We start from the raw sequence: 20,201 nt of genomic DNA on the forward strand, positions 1-20,201 counted from the left end.
GTGTGTTGCCAGGTACCTGCGCTTCGGCTTCAGCCTAGGGGAGCACATAATCTTCGTCATCGTGTGTTCCGTTAACAACCCCGCGCCCCAGCTCCCGATCATCGATTCGGGGGCGTTGACCCGATGCCGTCATCGGGTGCGTCTGGACGGGTTGTTTCCCGGGAAATCGGCTTCGGAACCCGTCGACACCGGCGTCAAGCAGCGCCAGGATGCCGCGATCGCGAAGCGCGCGGAGATCGCCGAACTCGTGATCGGTGCTGCTCCCGAGCGTTGGGTGAAGATCAACCCCGACCAATCGGCGTCGGCTCAGGCTCGCGACACCTTGGCTGCCTGTGAGGCCGGCGCGGACCGGATCTGGGGCGCGGTCTTGCCGGTCGAGCGCGACACCGGACGCAAGGGTCGCTGCGAAATGCTCATCCGTGACGACGAGGGTGGCGGGTACATCCCCGTCATTGTCGTCAATCACAAGGTGACCGATCCCGGCCAGGGCGCGATCACCTCGGGGCTCTTCGAATGGGAGCCCGCGGCCGATCCCAAACGCAAGGTCCGCAGTCAGGTCCGCGATCAGATGCGCGTCGCGCAGGTCTATCGGATGCTCGAGCGTCGTGGGCTGGCGAGCCCGTCGCTGACGGCAGGCGCGATCGGATACAACGGAGACTGCATCCTCGTCCACGACCTCAGCGCGATTCTCGACGATTACGACAAGCGTTTCGCCGACCGTATCGCTGTGGCCCGCGGTGAGGTGCTGACGTCTCCGTCACAGGTGAGCGAGTGCAAGTCGTGCCCGTGGTGGACCGAATGCAAGCGGGAATTGGTTCGCAACCGCGACGTCAGCCTGGTGGCTGTCGGATCGCGGGCCGAGCTTCTGCGCGACGTCGGCTGCAACACGATCGATCAGCTGGCCGCCTGGGACGGTGAGCCGCTCGAGGATTGGCCGCACGGAAATTTCGACGACGCAGTCGTGATCGCCAAGGCGTGGTTGGCAGATGCTCCGTTGGTGCGGCGGTTCGAGAAGATCTCGGTGACTCGGGCGGACATCGAGATCGACGTCGACATGGAGAGCTATCAGGAGCACGGCGCGTACCTGTGGGGGACGTTGCTCAATGTCGGCGGCTTCTCGATGTATCGAGGATTTGCGACGTGGGATCCGCTGCCGACGCGTGACGAGGCGCGGTCGTTCGCAGAGTTCTGGGGCTGGCTGATGGCGGAGCGTGCCGCGGCCGCTGCTTCGGGTAAAACCTTTGCCGCATACTGTTATTCGCGTTCAGCCGAGGACAAGTGGTTGTTGGACTCGGCGCGCAGGTTTGCCGGTGAACCCGGGATTCCGAGTAAGGACGAGATCCGCGAGTTCATCGACAGTCCGCAGTGGGTCGACATTTATCAAGCAGTGAGTGATCAGTTCATCTGCCCGAACGGCAAGGGGCTCAAGAAGATTGCTCCCGTCGCCGGCTTCAACTGGCGTGACGCCGAGGCCGGGGGTGAAGCGTCGATGGCGTGGTACCGCGAGGCGGTCGGCTACGACGGTGAGCCGGACGAGACGCAGCGGACACGCATCCTGCAGTACAACGAGGACGACGTCATTGCCACCAAGGTCCTCCGTGAGTGGATGACGGACCGCGCGGAGAAGGAAATTCCGCTGGCTTCCGAGTTGTAGCGCTGATCCGTTCTGTCGCGATTGTCTGAAACATCCTATTGAACAGTATGTTTCAACTCGTAGTTTCTCGTCATCGTGTGTCCGGAACCCGCATCCGCGCTACCTTCATCTGGTCGGCTCCACGATGGAGGGTGTTGCATGCTGAGCAGGCTGACTTCGAGTGCGAGCGACGCCGAACTGTCTGACGTCGAGCGGCGCGACCTCTTCGCACGCCAGATACTGCAGGTGACGACGGTCGCGCCACTGGCCAACATGGTCAATGTACTCAGCGTGTGCGCTTTGCTTGTGTATGTCATACCCCCCGGTCACAACGAGTTTCGGGTGATCTGGGGTTCTGCGGCCTTCTTGGTCGTCCTCAATTCGGTGCGCGTCTGGATACCGCGAGTCGTCCTGAAGGGCCGGTACACGCCCAAACATACGACGAGGTACGACTACTGGGCGCTCATGCTCGAGGTGATCCTGCTTGGGCTTCTGCTTGTCGTTCTCGCCGCCGCGATGCTTCCCGTGACGGACAACTCGCGAAAGCTTGTGCTTCTAGCGACATTCGCCGGAGTCATGGGCGCCGGCGCCGTAGCGTTGTCGACGGTTCGGTCGATAGCGGTAGCGTGGATTCTGGTGCACAGCATCGGATTGCTCGTCGTTATCCTGCCCAAGAGAACTACGGAATATGCTGTCCTCTCGTTCCAGTTGGTCGTTTACTCGGTGACACTGATTATCGGCGTCGTGTACCTCTGGGCGTCGTTCCGAAGTCGTTGTCTCGCCGAGTTCGAGGCTGCTGCCGAGCGCCAGACGGTCAGTTTGCTTCTCGACGATTTCGAGGGTGGGTCACGCGACTGGCTGTGGGAAGTCGACACCACCGGGACGTTGTCGCACACCTCCGCTCGGCTGTCGCAGATCTCGGGAGTTCCCGTCTCCGACCTGCAAACCCTGTCGCTGCGCGGATTGTTGGATCGGCTCGACGTGGGTTCGACGAAGAGTGGCCGAGCCGCGGTCCAGGTCATCGGAGATCACCTCGACCGCCTCATGCCGTTTCGAGAGGTCGTCATTCCCGTTCGTGTCGACGGCGTCGACCGATGGTGGTCTCTGTCGGGTCATCCCAGGCTATCCGAGGCCACGGAGTTCGTGGGTTGGCGAGGCGTGGGCTCGGACATCACCGAGAAGTACAACTACGAGCGGCGAATTCTGTGGCTTGCTGCAACCGACGGACTGACCGGGCTCCCGAATCGCCGGACGTTCGGCTCGGAGCTGTCCGACGCGCTCGGCACCGTCCGAACCGGCGAGGAAGTCCTTGTCGGAATCCTCGACCTGGACAATTTCAAGTCGGTGAACGACACGTTAGGGCACCCTGTCGGTGACAAATTGTTGATTTCCGTTGCTGTACGGCTCAATCGGGTGGTCGACGGCGCCATGTGTGCGCGAATCGGTGGTGACGAATTCGGCGTCGTCTTGCGGGGAACAGGGGACGGCGGAGAGGTGTTCGCTCGCTATCTGGATGCATTGCGTGAGCCGTTTTACGTGCGGGGGAATCGCATCGAGGTTCGTGCATCGATCGGCTATGCCGGCGCACCCGCAGATTCCGAAGATGCGGACACGCTTGTCATGTCCGCCGACCTGGCGCTGTATGCGGCAAAATCCGCCGGCAAGAACCGGGTAGGAAGATACTCACCGGTGCTGCGGGCGCGGGCCAGGGAGCGAGCATCGGCCCTGCAAGAACTTGGGCTTGCGATCGAGTCTCGGCAGTTCGAGCTGTACTACCAACCGCAGGTTCGTGCGGACACCGGCCGCGTCGAGGGTTTCGAGGCACTGCTTCGCTGGAATCACCCGGTGCGGGGCGTGCTTGCACCGCACATTTTCATCGATGTCGCGGAGGAGACCGGCTTGATAGTCCCTCTGGGGCTTCAGGTACTGAACATGGCGTGCGCCGAAGCCGCGACGTGGCCCGACGACACGTACGTGACGGTGAACGTCTCTCCGGTGCAACTGATGTCGTCCGGCTTTGGATCGGCCGTGAACGATGCGCTGGAGGCAAGCGGTCTGTCCGGCAAACGGCTTCAGCTGGAAATCACGGAGACGGGAGCAGTGGAGGAGCTTGCCGTCGCCGAGTTGGATCGCCTGCGTGCCACCGGAATTGCGATTGCCCTGGACGACTTCGGAACCGGCTATTCGTCTTTCGAGAGTCTGAAGAAACTGCCGTTGGACATCCTCAAGATCGACCGGTCGTTCATCACCGAACTGAGCGAGGGTGATTCGGCAGTTGTCACTTCGGTGGTCGAGGTGGCGAAGGCGCTCGGTATGCAGTCATTGGCGGAAGGCGTGGAGACGGCCGACCAGCTGAGGCTCTTGCTTACCGCCGGTTGCGAATTGGTTCAGGGTTACTACATCAGCCGACCGATGCCGGCGAAGGAAGTGGCCGAGTACCTCAGCGCAACTGCCCACTCCAACGGTGGGTATTTTCATTCGTTCTGACAACTGTGCGCCTTTATTAACCGCGGGCGGTTAATAAAGGCGCACAGCAGGGAGGTTAGCGCGGCGCCATGCGCAGTGCGCCGTCCATGCGGATGGTCTCGCCGTTGAGGTAGTCGTGCTCGACGATCATCTGCGCGAGCTGCGCGTACTCGGACGGCTGGCCCAGGCGGGACGGGAACGGAACGCCGGCCTCGAGGCCCTTGCGGTACTCGTCGGTGACGCCTGCGAGCATCGGGGTGTCGATGATGCCGGGAGCGATCGTGTTGACGCGGATGCCGAACTGCGCAAGGTCACGGGCAGCCGGAACCGTCATGCCGTGCACGCCGCCCTTGGAGGCGGAGTACGCGATCTGGCCGATCTGGCCTTCGAAGGCAGCAACGGAAGCGGTGTTGATGACGACGCCGCGCTGGCCCGACTCGTCGACGGCCTCGGTCTTGGCGATGGCGTCGGCGGCCAGGCGCATGACGTTGAAGGTGCCGAGCAGGTTGACGGTGATGACCGTGCGGAACAGCTCGAGGTCGTGCGGACCCTTCTTGGACAGGATGCGTCCGGCCCAACCGACACCGGCACAGTTGACGACGATGCGCAGCGGGGAGCCCGACTCGACGATCTGGTTGATCGCTGCTTCGACCTCTTCGCCGCTGGTCACGTCGGTGGGGATGAGGGTGACGCCGGCGGGGACGTTGTCGCCTGCGCGCTCGATCGACGCGGGCAGATCCAGGCCGAAGACGGTAGCGCCGGCGTCGGCGAGGCGCTTGGCTGTTGCGGCGCCGAGGCCTGATGCCGCTCCGGTGACCAGTGCTGCGGTTCCCTTGATTTCCACTTCGTGTGCTCCTCGAGTTAGCGATCGGTAAGGCGGTGGTACGTGTCGAGAACCATAACGCGAGGGTGTATGTGAGGGCGAACGCGCGAGACCCGCGTAGGGCTGGGTACCTTGGACGCGAGGTCTGAGAGCAAAGCACCGGACGAGAGGGGACCTGCGTGAGCAAGGCGCCTGTGCGTCCCGCCGCTTCTGTCGAGAATTTCGAGCGGTTGCAGCGCGACCCTCTCTTCGAAGATCTTGCCGAACTGATTGCCGAGGTTCTCTCCTACGCGTTCGACGCTCCGGCCGCCGTCGAGATCGAACAGTGGACGATCAGTTGCCTGCCGTCGACCAACCGATCCGCGGAGCGCCATCGCTTGTTCACGCTCAATATCGGTCCGATGGAGATTCTGAGCGTCGAGTGCCATCTGGTCGGCGGTAAGGCGATCGAGCACGTCATGTCCGTGTACGTATCCAGTTCGGCACTGGAATCGCGAACCGGCTGCAGCATCGAAGAACTCGATGCCAAGCACGATCTGGTCGCCATCAGACGCACCGAGTTGGCGTCCGCCGACGGCGACGGGACCGTGATCGACTGCAGTCTCGAGGACTCGGATGCGTTGGAACAGTTCGCCCAGCTGCCCGTCGACGTGACGACGGTTCGTCCGCTCGCGGAGCATCTTGTTGCCAAGGGCAAGGGCCCATTTCGGCAGTATCACAACGCCGGGTTCGCCAAATATGTACTGGAAAGGTCGCTCGACCATGGTTGATCAGTTGCCCATCCGACTCCCGCGTGTGCTGCGAGACGGGGACGATGACGGCGCGGTCGACGTGCTGCAGGAATATTTCACGAGGCCGCTCCGAAAGACCGGTTATCTCCGAACCGGTGCGTTGTGGGATTCCTGGGATCCCAGTGGCAATCGCGATCGTGATGCGAACATCTTCACCGCGGAAGATCTTGTTGCGGTGACGCTTCTGTCGGTTCAGGTTCCGGCGCAAGGAGCCTTCTTCCTGCTCGGGGAGAACAATGCCGAACTGAACCGACTCCTGGCGGACGTGGGCCCGGATCGCGATCTGTCGAACGAACCCGATCCCTTCACTCCGGAATCCCCGGTGTGGCGGTTGGAGACGGCGCTTCGAGAGATTCACGGCGTCGGGCGAACCATGGCGTCCAAACTGATCGCGCGCAAGCGTCCGCGACTCTTCCCGATCTACGACGACGTCGTCGGGCGGGAGTTGGGAACGAAGTCGGCCCACCTGGAACCCGTTCGCGTAGCCATGCGGGAAGACGAGTTGCAGAGTCGACTCCTCGATCTACGTGCACGAGCAGGTCTCGACGAATCCGTTCCGGTCATCAGGGTGTTGGACGTGCTGGCGTGGATGCAGGGTAAGGGATACAAACCGGCACTCTAGTTTTCTTGTCGGTGGGTGGGTTTATTGTCGAATGTATGTTCGATAACGGATCGACGGGCGGTGTGGGCACATCCGTCGATGACGGCCGTCCTGTCGTCGACCCACTCGTGTTGCCGGACATGCTCTTTGCGACGGCGCAGAGCGAGAACATGCTTGCCGCGCAAAAGGTGCTCGGTGCATCCATGTTGTCGGAGTCGAGATTCAACGCCGAACTCGACGTGTCCGGTGATGTCGACAAGGCGTGGCGGATCGCATGCAACGAGATCGCGGTCATGCTCACGTGCTCGCGTCGTACTGCCGAAGTCCACATCGAGATCGGTGATGCCCTGCGGGAGTTCCTTCCGTTCACCAAGGCGGCCTTCGCTGCCGGCGAGCTGGACTATGCGCGCGTGCGCAAGATTGTCGACGGACTCACCGGGGCCGACACCGAGGCGATCGCAGCACTCGAGCGCCGGGTACTTGCCTCGGCGCACCGTCTTCCGCCCGGGCAACTGGAGCGCGACATCGAGCGCCAGCTCTTTGCCTACGATCCGGATGCTGCCGCCGAACGTCGCCGGAAGATGCTGGAACACCGCGATGTTCGCACGCGAGCAGACCGTCACGGACTCGCCCAGTTGCAGGCAACACTCAGCGCGACCGAGGCCGTCGAAGCGCTTGGCCTGATCAACGAGGCCGCCGGAAGCGTCTGCAACCACGATCCACGAAATGTCTCGACCCGTAGGGCCGACGCACTGGTCGCTCTGCTGCACGGCGAACAGGGGCTGACTTGTCAGTGTGGCAGCGAAACGTGCGAGGCAGCATCCACAGCAGCTCGATCGACTGCATCCTCACGTCGGAAGCCGTTGTTGCACATCGTGTGTGATCTGGCGACGCTCCTCGGATTGATGTCAGATCCCGCGAGCATCGACGGATACGGGCCGATCGATCCTGATTTTGCTCGCGAGCTCGCCGCTGATTCCACCTGGCAGGCCTTGTTCGTTGATTTCCGCGCCCAGGCCGCGGGGAACCGACCGCGTCGGCAGCATGCTCCGACTGTCCTGCCGCTTGTCACCCGACGTGATCGCCCAAGTCGCGAACCGAACGGCTGCGGGGATCGGATTCGGGCAATGCAACGGTTGGTCGCGCGATCACCGGACATCGTTCGAAGATCGGATGGGCATGGCACCCAACCCGATCCGCCTCCCGGCGCGCTGACCTATGCTCCGGGAGCGGCTCTGGCCGCATTGGTGCGGGCCGTCGACGGTCACTGCCGGTTCCCTGGCTGTTCGGTGCCCGCGAACAGGTGCCAACTCGACCACATCACCGAGTTCGATCCTTCCGATCCGAGACGTGGTGGGTGGACCATTGCGAGCAACCTCCAATGCCTGTGTCGTCATCACCATCAGGTGAAGACATACAGGTTGTGGACGCCGGTGATGCTGGAGGACCGTGCCATTCACTGGACCGATAAAACCAGCGGGTTGACGGCTGTCACGGTTCCGGAGAGGCACTGACTTCGAAGATGGTTTCCAGACCGTCTTCTTCGTCCCACTGCTCACCGACTTCGTTGAAACGGTACTGGCTGATCAGATTTCGTGATGCGATGTTGTTCGGACTGATGGTCGCTCGAACGGTGTGTACTTCGGATTCGCGACTTGCGACGTCGAGAAGTATCTCGAGGGCGGCCCGAGCGTATCCCTGGCGCCGGAACGCCGGGTCGATGCGATATCCGACCTCCACCATCCCGCGCGCATCGGGACGACCATGGAATCCGGCCAACCCCACCGGCGTCGAGGTGCGGGCATCGACGGCGATGCGGGTGATCCACGCGCTGTCGAGGGGATTCTCTGCTATCTGCTTGCTCCGGTAGCGCCACAAGCCCTGGCATTCTTCGCCGAGGAGATACGGGGTCAGGAGGTTGGGTGCGAGTTCCATTGCAAGAGTGGCGTTGTCTTCACCCAGTGCGTGCAGGGCGAGTGATGGAACCTGGATCAGTTGAAGTCCCCGTCCGTCGAGTGTCCAGGGTAGTTCGGTGACTGTCACAGGTCGGCGATGGGGGTCGACAGCGTTATGTCGACGCCGATGCTCCGGAGATTGCCGTCGAGAACCTGCCAGATGGAGCGTTCGAGGAACTCGGCCAATTCTGCGCTGGTCACATCGGAACCCGGCTGGCTGAGCCAACGGTTGACGCTGACGTCGACCAATCCGATGACGCCGAAAGCCAAGGGCTCCGCCATCTTCGACGGTTTGCCACGGCTGGTGAGGATCGTGCCCAACAAATTTCCCAATTGGACGGCGATTGCCGTCTTGGTTCCGGTCACCACTTTCGAACCGGTGGCCCGCGTACTCGGCGAGCCCTTGCCTAAAAAGTGGTGCAGTCGTGGATATTTCACAATCCACTGGAGGTAGGTCTCGACGGCCCGTGAGATGGCCTCGCCGACGGTGCCTTGTGGCGTGAGGGTGGGGGTCAGGTCGGTCATCATCATCTCGAGGATGCGGACTCGCAGCTGCTCGTCGAGGTCGGCTCGATCCTTGAAGATCCGGTAGACAACGGAACGGGGGACGTCGGCGCGCTCGGCGATCTGCTGGACGCCGACGTCGGCGCCACCTTCGTTGACTGCATCGAGTGCTGCGTCGAGGATCCGCGCTTTGCGCTGTTCCTTGTGATCATTCCAGCGAGTGCTGCGCCCGTCGGGCTGCGCCGACTCGGCTGTTTTTGTCATAAATCGAACGATACTCACCCCGCCATTGACTGGACAAGATGTCTCACATACTTTGGTGGGACAGCGTGTCACACACAGATACCGTTCTCTTCAGGAGTGGCAATGAGTAACAGGGTTTTTGTCGTCGGCGTCGGCATGACGAAGTTCGAGAAGCCGGGAGCCCGCGAGTGGGACTACCCCGACATGGCACGCGAGTCGGGTACCAAGGCGCTCGAAGACGCGGGTATCGACTACACCGAGGTCGAGCAGGCATACGTCGGCTACGTCTACGGCGAGTCCACCGCAGGTCAGCGCGCTGTCTACGAGCTCGGTCTGACGGGTATCCCCATCGTCAACGTCAACAACAACTGTTCGACGGGATCGACCGCGCTCTACCTCGCCACGCAGGCGGTCAAGAGTGGTCAGGCCGACTGCGCACTCGCGCTGGGCTTCGAGAAGATGCAGTCCGGGTCCCTCGGATCCACCTACGACGACCGCGAACAGCCCCTCATGCGGCACCTCCTCGCTCTCGCCGAGCTGCAGGAGTTCGCGATGCCGCCGGCTCCGTACATGTTCGGCGCCGCGGGCGTCGAGCACATGGAACGCTTCGGAACCACTGCCGAGCAGTTCGCGAAGATCGCCGTCAAGAACCACAAGCACTCACTGAACAACCCGTACGCGCAGTTCCAGGACGAGTACACCCTCGAGCAGATCCTCGAAGCACGCCAGATTCACGGGCCGCTCACCAAGCTCCAGTGCTCGCCCACCTCGGACGGATCCGGCGCGGCGATCATCGCCAGCGAAGCATTCGTCGAAAAGCACGGGCTCGCTGCTCAGGCGATCGAGATCGTCGGACAGGCCATGGTCACCGACATGAACAGCACTTTCGAGGACAAGAGCGCCATCAGCCTCGTCGGCGCGGACATGACCCGCAAGGCCGCCGAGAAGGTATACGCCCAGGCCGGGATCACCGCCGACGACGTCGACGTCATCGAACTCCACGACTGCTTCTCCACCAACGAGTTGCTGACCTACGAGGCACTTGGACTGTGCGCCGAAGGTGACGGCGGCAAGCTCGTCGACGCCGACGACACCACCTACGGCGGACGCTGGGTGGTCAACCCGTCCGGCGGCCTCATCTCGAAGGGCCACCCCCTCGGAGCAACAGGCCTCGCGCAGTGCGCCGAACTCACCTGGCAGCTCCGCGGAACCGCGGACAAGCGTCAGGTCGACGGCGCGAAGGTCGCCCTCCAGCACAACATCGGACTCGGTGGTGCAGTTGTCGTGACCGCATACAAGCCCTACGCACGCTGAATCACACCCTCAACCCGCCAGCTACCCACTAGGAGTTTCATCATGGCTTCCGTTTCCGTCTCCGCCGTACTGCCCGCATCCCCCGAGAAGACCTGGGATGCGCTCTCCGATCTGTCTCGCTGGGAAGAGTGGCTCACCATTCACCAGGGCTGGAAGAGTGAACTCCCCACCGAGGTCGCGTTGGGCGCCAAGTTCACCGAGGTCGTCTCCGTGATGGGTATGGCCAACAAGATCGAGTGGACCGTCGAAGAGGTCGAGGTTCCGAAGATGGTCAAGATTGCCGGTACCGGAATGGCCGGCGTCACCGTCGAATTCATCCTCTCGGTCGAGGCCGACGGTGCGGGTTCGAAGGCAACCGTCGACGCCAGCTTCAAGGGCACCATGATCGTCGGGCCGATCGGCAAGGCAGTTGCCAAGAACGCCAAGGCTGATCTCGAGGCCTCGCTGGCCAAGTTCGCCGAGCTGGTCGGGTAACGGCTCGATGACGACACCGAAGACCAACGCGGTCGAATTCGATACGTCCGGGCTGGACGTATGGACCGATCCGGAGCACTTCGAGGTGACAGCCGAGCGCATCGCCGAATATGCCGCTGCCACAAACGACCCCATCGAGCGACACCTGAAAGGCGAGATCGCTCCGCCGGTCTTCGCGGTGGTACCCGTCTTCATGTCGATGGCACCCGCTGCGCTGTCGGTGGCGCCGGTCGAACTGCTGATGAAGCTCGTTCACGGTGAGCAGGACTTCCTGTTCCACCGTCCGATCTACCCCGGTGACCACCTTGTCGCTCGTGCCAAGCCCATCGGATTCGAGGGCCGGGACAACGGATCCACCGTCGTCATCTACGTCGAAACCAAAACCGACAAGGGTGAATTGGTCAACGAGCAGTGGATGACGGCCTTCTTCCGCAAGGTCGACGCGGGCCCCGGACTTGGCGAGAAGGCTCCCGAACACCGATTCGACGACGCTCTTCGCGCTGGTAGACCCGCAGCGGTGGTGAACCAGCACATCGACGAGGACCAGACATTCCGGTACTCACCGGCTTCCGGCGATCCGATGCCGATTCACCTCGACGAGGAGATCGCTCGGATGTCCGGTCTCCCCGGAATCATCAACCATGGACTGTGCACGATGGCGTTCACGTCGTGGGGAGCCCTGACCGAACTGGCAGGCGGCGAGACCGAGCGGTTGCGCCGTCTCGCAGTGCGATTCGCGAAACCCGTACTCCCGACCCAGGACATCGAGACGGTGTTCTACAAGTCGGGTTCGGCAGACGGAGCCACGTCGTACTCGTACGAAACCAGCGCGGTCGGCGACCTCGTGATCAAGGACGGCCTGGCGGTCATCGCCGACAAATGAGTCTTCATGTCCGACAACTGAACTGATGGGAATCTGAACTGATGGGAAGTCTCGACGGTCGCGTAGCGATCATCACCGGAGCAGGACGCGGCATCGGCCGTGAGCATGCGCTGCTCTTCGCTCGTGAGGGTGCGAGCGTCGTGGTCAACGATCTCGGCGGAGCAAACGACGGTTCCGGTGCAGATGCCGGCCCCGCGCAGCAGGTAGTCGACGAGATCGTCGCTGCAGGCGGCAAGGCTGTTGCCAACACCGACAACATCGCCACCTGGGACGGTGCCGAGGGCCTCGTCAAGCAGGCCGTCAGTGAGTTCGGCCGACTCGACGTCCTGGTCAACAACGCCGGCATTCTTCGTGACGCCTTCATCGCGGGTATGGACGAGAGCCAGTGGGACGCAGTCATTGCCGTGCACCTCAAAGGGCACGCCGCGACACTGCACCACGCTGCCGCATACTGGAAGGACCAGAGCAAGGCAGGCGAGACCGTCAACGCTTCGGTCATCAACACTGCTTCGGCTTCGGGTACTTTCATGCCCAATGCGGGCCAGGGCAACTACGGTGCCGCCAAGGCGGGCATCGCAGCTCTGACTTTGGTGGCCGCTGACGAGCTCGATCGATACGGCGTGCGCGTCAACGCAATTGCGCCGATCGCGCGTACTCGACTGACGCTGGCGACACCCGGTATGGGTGCGCTCTTCGCGGCCGAGGTCCCCGAGGGTGAGTTCGATGCGTTTGCGCCGTCAAACATCTCGCCGCTCGTGGCTTATCTCGCGGCGGCGGACTGCAAGCTCACCGGCAAGGTGTATGCCGTTCAGGGTGGGGCCATCACGGAACTCGCCGGCTGGCACGGTGTGAACACCATCGAGAGCGAGGGTCCCTGGACCACCGCCGACCTCGCAGAACGACTGTAAGCGCATGGCACGCAACGCATACGAACTCGGTCTCGGGCTGAGTGAGGAGCACACCGCGCTTGCAGATTCGGTGCGCTCCTTCGCCGAGCGCACCATCACCACCGAGCAGGTGCGCGCGGCCGTGGAGTCACGGACCGAGGACAAGTTCCCCCAGTTCTGGACGGCACTCGTCGGGCAGGACCTTCTCGGGCTCGCGGTTCCGGAAGAGCAAGGTGGTCACGGCGCCGGCCTGCTGACCTTGGCGGTGGCACTGGAAGCATTGGGCCGCACAGTCTCTCCCGGACCGTTCGTTCCGACGGTATTGGCAAGCGCCGTTCTCGGCGCCGCCGATTCCAAGGCGGGACCCGAGTTCCTGCCCGGTCTGATCGACGGAAGTCGTACGGCAGCAGTCGCCTTGGGTGCACCGTTGGCGGCCGAGTCGTCGGACGGTGGGTACAAGATCACGGGCGCACTCGACGGTGTGCTCGGTGGTGAGCACGCCGACGTACTGCTGGTTCCGATCCAGTTGCCCGAGGGCGTTCGCTACGCGGTGCTCGAGAGCAGCGCAGTCGCGATCACCGTTCAGGACAGCATCGACGTGCTGCGCGGTAGTGCGCGGATCGAAGCTGACAATGTTCAGATCAGCGCCGAACGGATACTCGACGGTCTCACCGAGGCGCGGGTACGGTCCATTGCCGCAGTCGTTCTCGGCGCCGAAGACGTCGGCGTCATGTCCTGGTGTGTTTCCACTGCGTCGGAGTACGCCAAGACACGCGTGCAGTTCGGGCGACCCATCGGCCAGTTCCAGGGCGTCAAGCACAAGTGTGCGCAGATGGGCATTGCGCTCGAGCAGGCACGCGCCGTTGTGTGGGATGCGGCAAGCGCATTGGACAAGGGCGACGACACGGCAGATTTTGCCGCCGACATCGCCGCAGTCATCGTGCCGGACGCCGCAGTGCAGGTAGCGCAGGACTGCGTGCAGGTTCACGGCGGCATCGGATTCACGTGGGAGCACGACGCACACCTGTACTACCGCCGCGCGCTCTCGATCCGCGGCATTCTCGGCACCCGCGAGGATCGAGCCAATCGTGTTGCGCAGCAAGCACTTGACGGTGTCAGCCGGGCTTCGGTTCTCGAACTACCGCCCGAGGCGGAGGAGATCCGCGGCGACATCGCGACCGAGCTGGCCAAGTTGGTCGATCTCGACGAGGACGACCAACTGATCGCACTCGGCGACGGCGGCTGGGTTCAGCCGCACCTGCCGAAGCCGTACGGGCGCGGCGCCGCTCCGCTCGAGCAGATCGTCATCTCCCAGGAGATCAAGGCTGCCGGTATCTCGATGCCGCAGCTCCTGATGGGCACCTGGGCCGTGCAGGCCGTCGTAGCGCATGGTTCGGACAAGCAGAAGCAGGAATTGGCAGTACCGACCCTGCAGGGTGAGCTGGTGTGGTGCCAGCTCTTCAGTGAGCCCGGTGCTGGTTCCGACCTCGCATCACTGTCGACGAAGGCCGAAAAGGTCGACGGCGGTTGGAAGATCACCGGTCAGAAGATCTGGACCACGGTTGCTCAGTTCTCCGACTGGGCGATGCTGATCGCCCGTACGGACGCCGGCAAGCCGAAGCATCAGGGCATCACCTACTTCGTGCTCGATATGTCGACACCGGGCATCACCGTCCGCCCGCTGCGTGAGATGACGGGCTCGGCGTTGTTCAACGAGGTGTTCCTCGACGACGTGTTCATCCCCGACGAGAACGTGGTCGGCGAGGTCAACGACGGCTGGAACGTCGCCCGGACGACGCTGGCCGGCGAGCGCGTCGCGCTCAGCCAGAAGATGGAGGCGTACGCCTCGGACTCCGATCTGCTGAAGTTCGCGAAGTCGGCAGACCTGAGCCCGATCGGACGCTACCGTGTCGGCGAGCTGGTTGCGGAGAGTCAGGCGATCGATCTCATCGGTTCCCGCGTTGTGCTCAAGCAACTTTCGGGAATCGACGTGAGTACGACGTCGAGCGTCGGCAAGCTGTTGGCGATGAAGATCAGCCAGTCGATTGCCGAGTTCGTCGTCGCCGAACTGGGTGCTGCCGGAGCGGTCAGCATCCCAGGTCAGCCAAGCGACAAGGCGATGGAGCAACTCATTTCGGGCCGTGCCACCACCATCTACGGTGGCACAACCGAGGTGCAACTCAACGTGATCGGTGAGCGCATGCTCGGATTGCCGCGAGACTGAGGGTATTTACCGGCGAGGCTCAGTCCTGGATTCTTCTCCAGGGCTGAGCCTCTTCCAGTTCGAAGGCCAATTCGAGGAGCGTGCGCTCGTCGCCGAGATCGGCGGAGAAATGCGCAGCCAACGGCAAACCGTTGCTGGTCTGATGCATCGGTAGCGAAATCGCGGGACCTCCGGAGATGTTGTTCAGTGGCGTGAACGATGTGTACGCGATCAGCTTGTCGAAGAGTTCCTCGAAAGGCTGAGCGGGAGAGAGGTATCCCAGCTCGGGGGTGGTGTGCCCCAGGGCCGGCGAGAGCACGACGTCGTACTTCAAGAACATGGCGCTGTATTGCTGCTGGAGCCGTCGCAGACGATAGAGCACGCGCGGCGTCTTCACCAGGTTCTTCCGGTACAGCGTGTAGAGGCCCTTGGTGAGATTGTCGGTGCCGGACTTGTCGAAGTCGGGTCCGAGCATTTGTTTGCCACCGGTGGAGATGGCAAACGACAGAAAGCCCCAGTAAATGCTGAAGTCGTCGATGAATTCGGGGCCGACGGGCAGTGCTGCGTCCTCGACATGATGGCCAAGGCTTGCAAGGAGTTCGGCCGTAGCTTCGACGGACTTGCGCGTCTCGTCGTCCGTCTTGGTGACGGTGACGGAATCGGCGATCACGCCGACGCGCAGGCGGGTTGAGCTGGGTCCTTCGATCAAGCGAACCGGTGCGAGTCGCGGATTGCGGTAGTAGTTCTCAGCCGCAGACATCCATCGTGCAGTGTCGCGAACAGTCCGAGTAACGGCGCCCTGGGCAATCAACCGGATCGGCATCGACTTGTCGGCCGGATCGGCGATGGTGCGTCCGCGAGTGGGTTTGAGTCCGACGAGTCCGCAGGCAGCGGCGGGAATGCGAATCGATCCACCGCCGTCGTTGGCGTGCGCGATCGGGAGTACGCCGGCAGCAACAAGCGCGGCTGCGCCTCCCGAGGAAGCGCCCGACGAGTACGCCGGATTCCACGGGTTGTGCACGGGTTCTTCCGTCATGTATTCGGTGGACGCACTGAACCCGAACTCGGGCAGTCGGGTCTTGCCGATCGAAATGGCCCCGGTGGAGAGGAACTGCTTCGCAAAATCGCTGTCGGCTTTGGCGGGGACCGCGGTGAAGGCGGTACTGCCCTGCTGGGTGGGAAGGCCGGCGCTGTCGGTGTTGTCCTTGATCGCGGTGGGGACACCGGCAAAGACGCCCTTGGCGGGCCGGTTGCTCCTGGCGAGGGCACGATCGAAATCAGTGCAGGCCAGACCGTTCAATTGCCCCTGCACTGCCTCGGCGCGGGCGATCGATGCCTCCATGACTTCCCGTGCGGTCACCTCGCCTGATTCGATCCGGGCGGCGACGCCGGTGGCGTCGAGGTCGCCCAGGGCGTCGTCGGTGAAAGCGTGGATGGGGGTGTTCGCGGTCATGGGGATCCTTGTCAGGCGGAGGCACTCAGGTCGTCCGTCCAGCATATTGGACGGACGACCCCTGAGTGGCGCTATCTGTGGATTGCGGTATCAGCTACCGAAGATCGTCACTGCCTGCTCTGCTGCCTGCGGCGCCTGCTGGAACACTCCCCGTGGGATGAACTGCTGCGGAATGAACTGCTGGGGGCCCAACTGCTGGAAGTTCGTGACCATCGGGTGGATGACGTTGTTGATTACATCGTTGAACATGTGTTGTGTCCTTCGGTTACAGCGTTTTCGAACTTCTGACTCCATCGACACTAAGCACGGTTCTGACGAGTTTCAACGAAAATTGCTGATACACAGGCAAGTTCAAGTTCATTGCCAGCTGGGGGCCAGGAACCGGTCTTCCTTCACAGCTTGGACGCTGCGCCGTGCAGGTTCTTGGCTGTCGGGGAGGTCTCGACGGATTTGGGATCGGGGTACGTGCCCAGTACGCGATCGGCAGTTCCCGCCGTGGTGACGGTGAACCAGTAGTGCTCGTTCTTGAAGTGGTGGTTGCGGTGATTGCGCCAAACCGACCGGTAGAGAGCAGTTTTCGGCTTGTAGTCACTGTGGATGAGGAAATGCGTCCACTCGTAACCGAGGCCGAGCACGGAAATGAAGGTCAGGAACGTCAGACCGAGTTCGACGCGGGGAAATGTCAGGAGGGCGACGGCTGTCAGAACGGGAATCACGATCAGGAGCGTCTGCCACGGGATGAAGATGAGTGAGACGGTTCGCGGCGCAAAGTGGTGTTCCCGATGGCTGCGCGCCAGCCGTGAATCGAGTGTGACGCCGGCAATGGTTCGCGGCTTCCAATGGAGAACGAAGACGTGAATGATCCACTCCACGAAGGGGAATGCGGCAAGCATCACGAGCGGAACGAGGGCGTCGGTGATCTGCCAGTTGCCCACTGCGATGCGCGCCGCCGCGGCGGCCAGCAGCATGGTGCCGATCATCCACGGCGTCGGTGACTTGCGGAACGTCCGTGCGGCATCGGCGAGAGTAAGTGGCTTGCTCATGGTTTCAGTCCTTCCAGGAAGGTGAGAGCGTCGCCGATTGCCGTCGTGCCGGTGTGAAGGAGCTGTGCGGCTGACGTCTCGGCAGTTGGCTCGTCGTGTGAAGTGATGGCGGAGGCCAGTTTTCGATACAGGTCGGTCTGGCCGACTTCGGCGACCATGACGGATGCAAGTGCAGTCATAGCCGGCTCGTATGCAGCCCGAAGGCTGTTGAAGATCAAACGGAAGGCAATGGAATCTGCGCTGTCGACGACGACGTCCCAGAACGCCAGAGCGCGGTCTTGCAACTCCACTGGATCTTCGGTGGCGCCTAGTTGATCAACGGCCGCGTCGAGTTCTCGGGCGGATTCCGCGGAGATGCGACGGGCGGCCAGCACAGCGATCTGCGGTCCCATCAACTCGCGAGTTTCCAGGACGCTGCGCACCACGCTCAGATCGGGGACGCCGTCGCGCACCAGCAGCTGGGGGAGAAGTTCGGGTCCGGCCTGGCGTCGAAAATCGCGCACCGACGTGGACTCGCCCTGGCGGACCTCGACGAGCCCGGCCTGGGCGAGCTTCTGAATTGCCTCGCGGACTGCGGGCCGCGAGACGCCGAATGCCTCGGCGAGCTTGCGCTCGCTGGGTAGCGCCTCGCCCGCAGCCAGCTCTCCGGCCAGCACTTTCACCGAAATCTGATCGAAGACTGCGCCGGAGGCCGAGGTACGTGCAACGGGTTGAAACATGTACCGACCGTAACCCGCTTATCGGTAAGAGGTCAAGTGGTAATACCAGTTCAACGATTGGCGTCTTGGCGCGAAAGAGATACGTCTTGGCCAAGAGGCTTCACCGTAACGGTGCAGGTGAGAGTAATTTTAGGTAGCCCTAATTCGGATAACCGTCAGGAAACCCATGACATCACTCCTGTTACCGACTCCAGATACCGATGCAGAGTTCGCTCGCGTCGCCGCGGCCTTGACCCGACGCGGCTTTCTGGGTGGAAGTGCCGCCGCACTGTCCATGCTCGCCCTTGCCGGATGCAGCAGTGAGGACGGCGGTGGCGGTGCGGAAGGCGAAACTCGGACGGTGCAGACGCATTACGGACCCGTGGATGTTCCCGTTGATCCGCAGCGCATCGTCGCCGTCTCCTACAACACCCCGTGGCAGTTGCAAGCCGTCGGCGCCCGACCCGTCGCGACGCTCGACTACAGCGCGTACATCGACCAGTTCACCCCGACACAGCAGAAGTTCATCGACGGCTTGTCCACGGTGGGGGTTTTCCTCGAGGTCAACCGCGAAGCCGTCGTGGCTGCCGCGCCTGATCTCATTGTCGGCGATGCGTACGAGATCGACGAGGACATGTTCCGCGAGCTCTCGAAAATTGCTCCGACAGCGGTGTATTCGGGCACGAACCGATCGGATTGGCGCGCTGTCGCCGAGGGTGTCGCAGACGCGGTCAACAAGGGTTCGGCATTGACGTCGAATCGCGAGAAGTATCAGGCGATGCAAGAGCGAATCCGCACCGAATACGCCGCGCAGCTTGGCGAGAATCGGTGGGCCCAGGTTGCTATCGGTGGTTCGGAAGGGCACTTCTCCATCTTGTATCCAACCGGAGTGACCGGCGCGATGCTCGCCGACCTGAACGTGACCCGCGGCGAATTCATCCCGGACCTGCGCCCAGCCACCGGCTTCGAAGCCTTCCCGCTCGAACAACTCGAAATGCTGCGGGACGTCACCGTCGTCATCTACCCGAAGCAGCCGAACGGAACTGATTCTGCAGGAATGAAATCCGTCTTCACCAGCCCGCTGTGGAGCCGCATTCCGGCAGCAGCTTCGGGCCGGGTATTCGGAATCAGCACTCAGGTCACCGACTACGGCACTGCAATCAACTGGCTCAACGAACTCGAAACCGGCGCTTTGGAGGCACTTTCATGACATCACTTCTATTGCCCAGCGCTGACACCGATGCCGAATTCGCTCGCATCACCGCAGCACTTACCCGACGCGGTTTCCTCGGAGCCGGTGCCTTGGCGGGGATCGGATTGCTCACGGCCTGTGGAACCAGCTCCGGTGAATCGGCCGAGGGTTCGATGCGCACCATCAACACGGCTCTGGGGCAGGTGGAAGTGCCCACCAACCCGCAACGGGTGGTCAGCGCCGATTACTACACGGGCCCCGCGATGTTCGACGCCGGGTTCACACCGGTCGGATTGCCGGTCGACTACGAGAACGCCGACGGCGTCCCGGAACCCTATGCGTCCGCTCTGCGGTCTCTCCCGAAGGTGGGACGCTGGTACGAGCCCAACGCCGAGGCGATAACGGCTTTGTCTCCCGACCTGATCGTGATGACCAACCTGCTGTCGGAGAACAACCCGGATCTTTACGAGCAGATCCGGTCGATCGCACCGACCGCGGTTTTTGCCGAAGACGGGCAGTACGCATGGAAGGAGCGCGCCTTCGGAGTCGCGGACGCGCTGAACCAGAGCGCGAAGGTTCAAGAGTTGGCAGATCGGTACGAGGCGCGGATCGCCAAGTTCCGCAGCGACAACGCTGATGTGCTGAGCAAGGTGAAGGTCGTCTACACCACGTACTTCGAGGAGAGTGGTTTCTCGCTGTACTCGCCGACCAAGTATCAGACGACGGTCATCAGCGAGGCCGGGTTCCAGTTCAACGACCGTTCGCTGGCAATTCCCGCCGGCAGCAACGAGTGGTTCCCGAGGGAGCAGTTGGAGCTACTCGACGAGGCCGACGTCATCATCACCAACAGTGGCAAGGGCCCCATCAACGAGAAGTTGGCGAACGACACCATCTTCCAGCGTCTGCGCGCCGTCAAGAATGATCAGGTGTACTCGTTCGACTACGAGGGCGTCGCGTCCTTCGGTTGGGCCCTGACATTCCTCGAGCAGTTCCAGCCGATCGCTGAGGAGATCAGAGCCAAGCTCTGATCTCCTCAGC

Annotated in this window: 19 protein-coding genes; 12 read left to right on the top strand and 7 right to left on the bottom strand. The window is 62.5% G+C overall.

Translation table 11 applies throughout. From position 1 onward, the window contains the following. Positions 1-97: 97 nt before the first annotated feature. Positions 98-1,654 carry a TM0106 family RecB-like putative nuclease gene (locus tag P0M12_RS12815; protein WP_277377917.1) on the top strand — a complete coding sequence of 519 codons (1,557 nt, stop codon included), beginning with the start codon at positions 98-100 and terminating at the stop codon, positions 1,652-1,654. A gap of 138 nt (positions 1,655-1,792) precedes the next feature. Further along, positions 1,793-4,120: a bifunctional diguanylate cyclase/phosphodiesterase gene (locus tag P0M12_RS12820; protein ID WP_277377823.1), complete on the top strand. Its 2,328-nt coding sequence runs from the start codon at positions 1,793-1,795 to the stop codon at positions 4,118-4,120. 55 nt (positions 4,121-4,175) lie between these two features. Here P0M12_RS12820 and P0M12_RS12825 read toward each other — a convergent pair whose 3' ends face one another. Then, on the bottom strand, positions 4,176-4,943 hold the full coding sequence (locus P0M12_RS12825) for an SDR family NAD(P)-dependent oxidoreductase (protein WP_003944195.1): 768 nt from the start codon (positions 4,941-4,943) through the stop codon (positions 4,176-4,178). Positions 4,944-5,101: 158 nt separating this feature from the next. On the opposite strand from P0M12_RS12825, the gene P0M12_RS12830 reads away from it, so the two are divergent. From P0M12_RS12830 to P0M12_RS12840, 3 genes are read left to right on the top strand one after another with little or no spacing between them, the layout of a single operon-like run. Then, entirely contained in the window at positions 5,102-5,692 is a 591-nt protein-coding gene (locus P0M12_RS12830; protein ID WP_058038083.1) for a hypothetical protein, read from the top strand. After that, a complete protein-coding gene (locus tag P0M12_RS12835; protein ID WP_042920619.1) occupies positions 5,685-6,335 on the top strand; it encodes a DUF6308 family protein in 651 nt (216 codons plus the stop codon). Before P0M12_RS12830 ends, P0M12_RS12835 begins: the two co-directional genes overlap by 8 nt. 35 nt (positions 6,336-6,370) lie before the next feature. Continuing rightward, positions 6,371-7,828, top strand: coding sequence for an HNH endonuclease signature motif containing protein (locus tag P0M12_RS12840; protein ID WP_276117177.1), 1,458 nt, complete (start codon positions 6,371-6,373; stop codon positions 7,826-7,828). Here P0M12_RS12840 and P0M12_RS12845 read toward each other — a convergent pair. Beyond that, positions 7,806-8,357, bottom strand: a complete 552-nt coding sequence (locus tag P0M12_RS12845; protein ID WP_277377824.1) for a GNAT family N-acetyltransferase — start codon at positions 8,355-8,357, stop codon at positions 7,806-7,808. The two genes, P0M12_RS12840 and P0M12_RS12845, sit on opposite strands and share 23 nt — an antisense overlap. After that, positions 8,354-9,037, bottom strand: a complete 684-nt coding sequence (locus P0M12_RS12850) for a TetR/AcrR family transcriptional regulator (RefSeq protein WP_007735953.1) — start codon at positions 9,035-9,037, stop codon at positions 8,354-8,356. The genes P0M12_RS12845 and P0M12_RS12850 overlap by 4 nt, the downstream gene beginning before the upstream one ends. A 102-nt stretch (positions 9,038-9,139) precedes the next feature. Here P0M12_RS12850 and P0M12_RS12855 point away from each other — a divergent pair, with 102 nt between their 5' ends. Genes P0M12_RS12855 through P0M12_RS12875 form a run of 5 tightly spaced genes read left to right on the top strand, consistent with a single transcriptional unit; the run spans position 9,140 to position 14,798 of the window. Further along, positions 9,140-10,330 carry a lipid-transfer protein gene (locus tag P0M12_RS12855; protein ID WP_007735955.1) on the top strand — a complete coding sequence of 397 codons (1,191 nt, stop codon included), beginning with the start codon at positions 9,140-9,142 and terminating at the stop codon, positions 10,328-10,330. A gap of 42 nt (positions 10,331-10,372) precedes the next feature. Continuing rightward, positions 10,373-10,804: an SRPBCC family protein gene (locus P0M12_RS12860; protein ID WP_030535858.1), complete on the top strand. Its 432-nt coding sequence runs from the start codon at positions 10,373-10,375 to the stop codon at positions 10,802-10,804. A gap of 7 nt (positions 10,805-10,811) precedes the next feature. Next, the gene (locus P0M12_RS12865) at positions 10,812-11,687 is read left to right on the top strand and encodes a MaoC/PaaZ C-terminal domain-containing protein (RefSeq protein WP_030535857.1); all 876 of its coding nucleotides are present in this window, start codon (positions 10,812-10,814) and stop codon (positions 11,685-11,687) included. A gap of 41 nt (positions 11,688-11,728) precedes the next feature. Then, the gene (locus tag P0M12_RS12870) at positions 11,729-12,595 is read left to right on the top strand and encodes an SDR family oxidoreductase (RefSeq protein ID WP_007735961.1); all 867 of its coding nucleotides are present in this window, start codon (positions 11,729-11,731) and stop codon (positions 12,593-12,595) included. Between the two features lie 4 nt (positions 12,596-12,599). Then, entirely contained in the window at positions 12,600-14,798 is a 2,199-nt protein-coding gene (locus P0M12_RS12875; RefSeq protein WP_277377825.1) for an acyl-CoA dehydrogenase, read from the top strand. 19 nt (positions 14,799-14,817) lie between these two features. Here the strand turns inward: P0M12_RS12875 and P0M12_RS12880 are convergent, their stop codons facing one another. From P0M12_RS12880 to P0M12_RS12895, 4 genes are all read right to left on the bottom strand, one after another. After that, positions 14,818-16,230: an amidase gene (locus P0M12_RS12880; protein WP_277377826.1), complete on the bottom strand. Its 1,413-nt coding sequence runs from the start codon at positions 16,228-16,230 to the stop codon at positions 14,818-14,820. A 90-nt stretch (positions 16,231-16,320) separates the two neighbouring features. Next, positions 16,321-16,479, bottom strand: a complete 159-nt coding sequence (locus P0M12_RS12885; protein WP_230793341.1) for a hypothetical protein — start codon at positions 16,477-16,479, stop codon at positions 16,321-16,323. Between the two features lie 143 nt (positions 16,480-16,622). Continuing rightward, entirely contained in the window at positions 16,623-17,273 is a 651-nt protein-coding gene (locus P0M12_RS12890) for a sterol desaturase family protein (RefSeq protein ID WP_030535853.1), read from the bottom strand. Further along, positions 17,270-17,992: a GntR family transcriptional regulator gene (locus tag P0M12_RS12895; RefSeq protein ID WP_030535852.1), complete on the bottom strand. Its 723-nt coding sequence runs from the start codon at positions 17,990-17,992 to the stop codon at positions 17,270-17,272. Before P0M12_RS12895 ends, P0M12_RS12890 begins: the two co-directional genes overlap by 4 nt. A 166-nt stretch (positions 17,993-18,158) precedes the next feature. On the opposite strand from P0M12_RS12895, the gene P0M12_RS12900 reads away from it, so the two are divergent. Continuing rightward, complete coding sequence (locus P0M12_RS12900) at positions 18,159-19,181, top strand: ABC transporter substrate-binding protein (protein WP_030535851.1); 1,023 nt, start codon at positions 18,159-18,161, stop codon at positions 19,179-19,181. Continuing rightward, positions 19,178-20,191: an ABC transporter substrate-binding protein gene (locus P0M12_RS12905; protein WP_204855091.1), complete on the top strand. Its 1,014-nt coding sequence runs from the start codon at positions 19,178-19,180 to the stop codon at positions 20,189-20,191. Before P0M12_RS12900 ends, P0M12_RS12905 begins: the two co-directional genes overlap by 4 nt. The last annotated feature ends 10 nt before the right edge of the window (positions 20,192-20,201 follow it).

It is taken from the genome of Rhodococcus sp. RCBS9 (assembly GCF_029457415.1).
In the GTDB taxonomy this organism is placed as follows: Bacteria; Actinomycetota; Actinomycetes; order Mycobacteriales; family Mycobacteriaceae; genus Rhodococcus_F; species Rhodococcus_F qingshengii.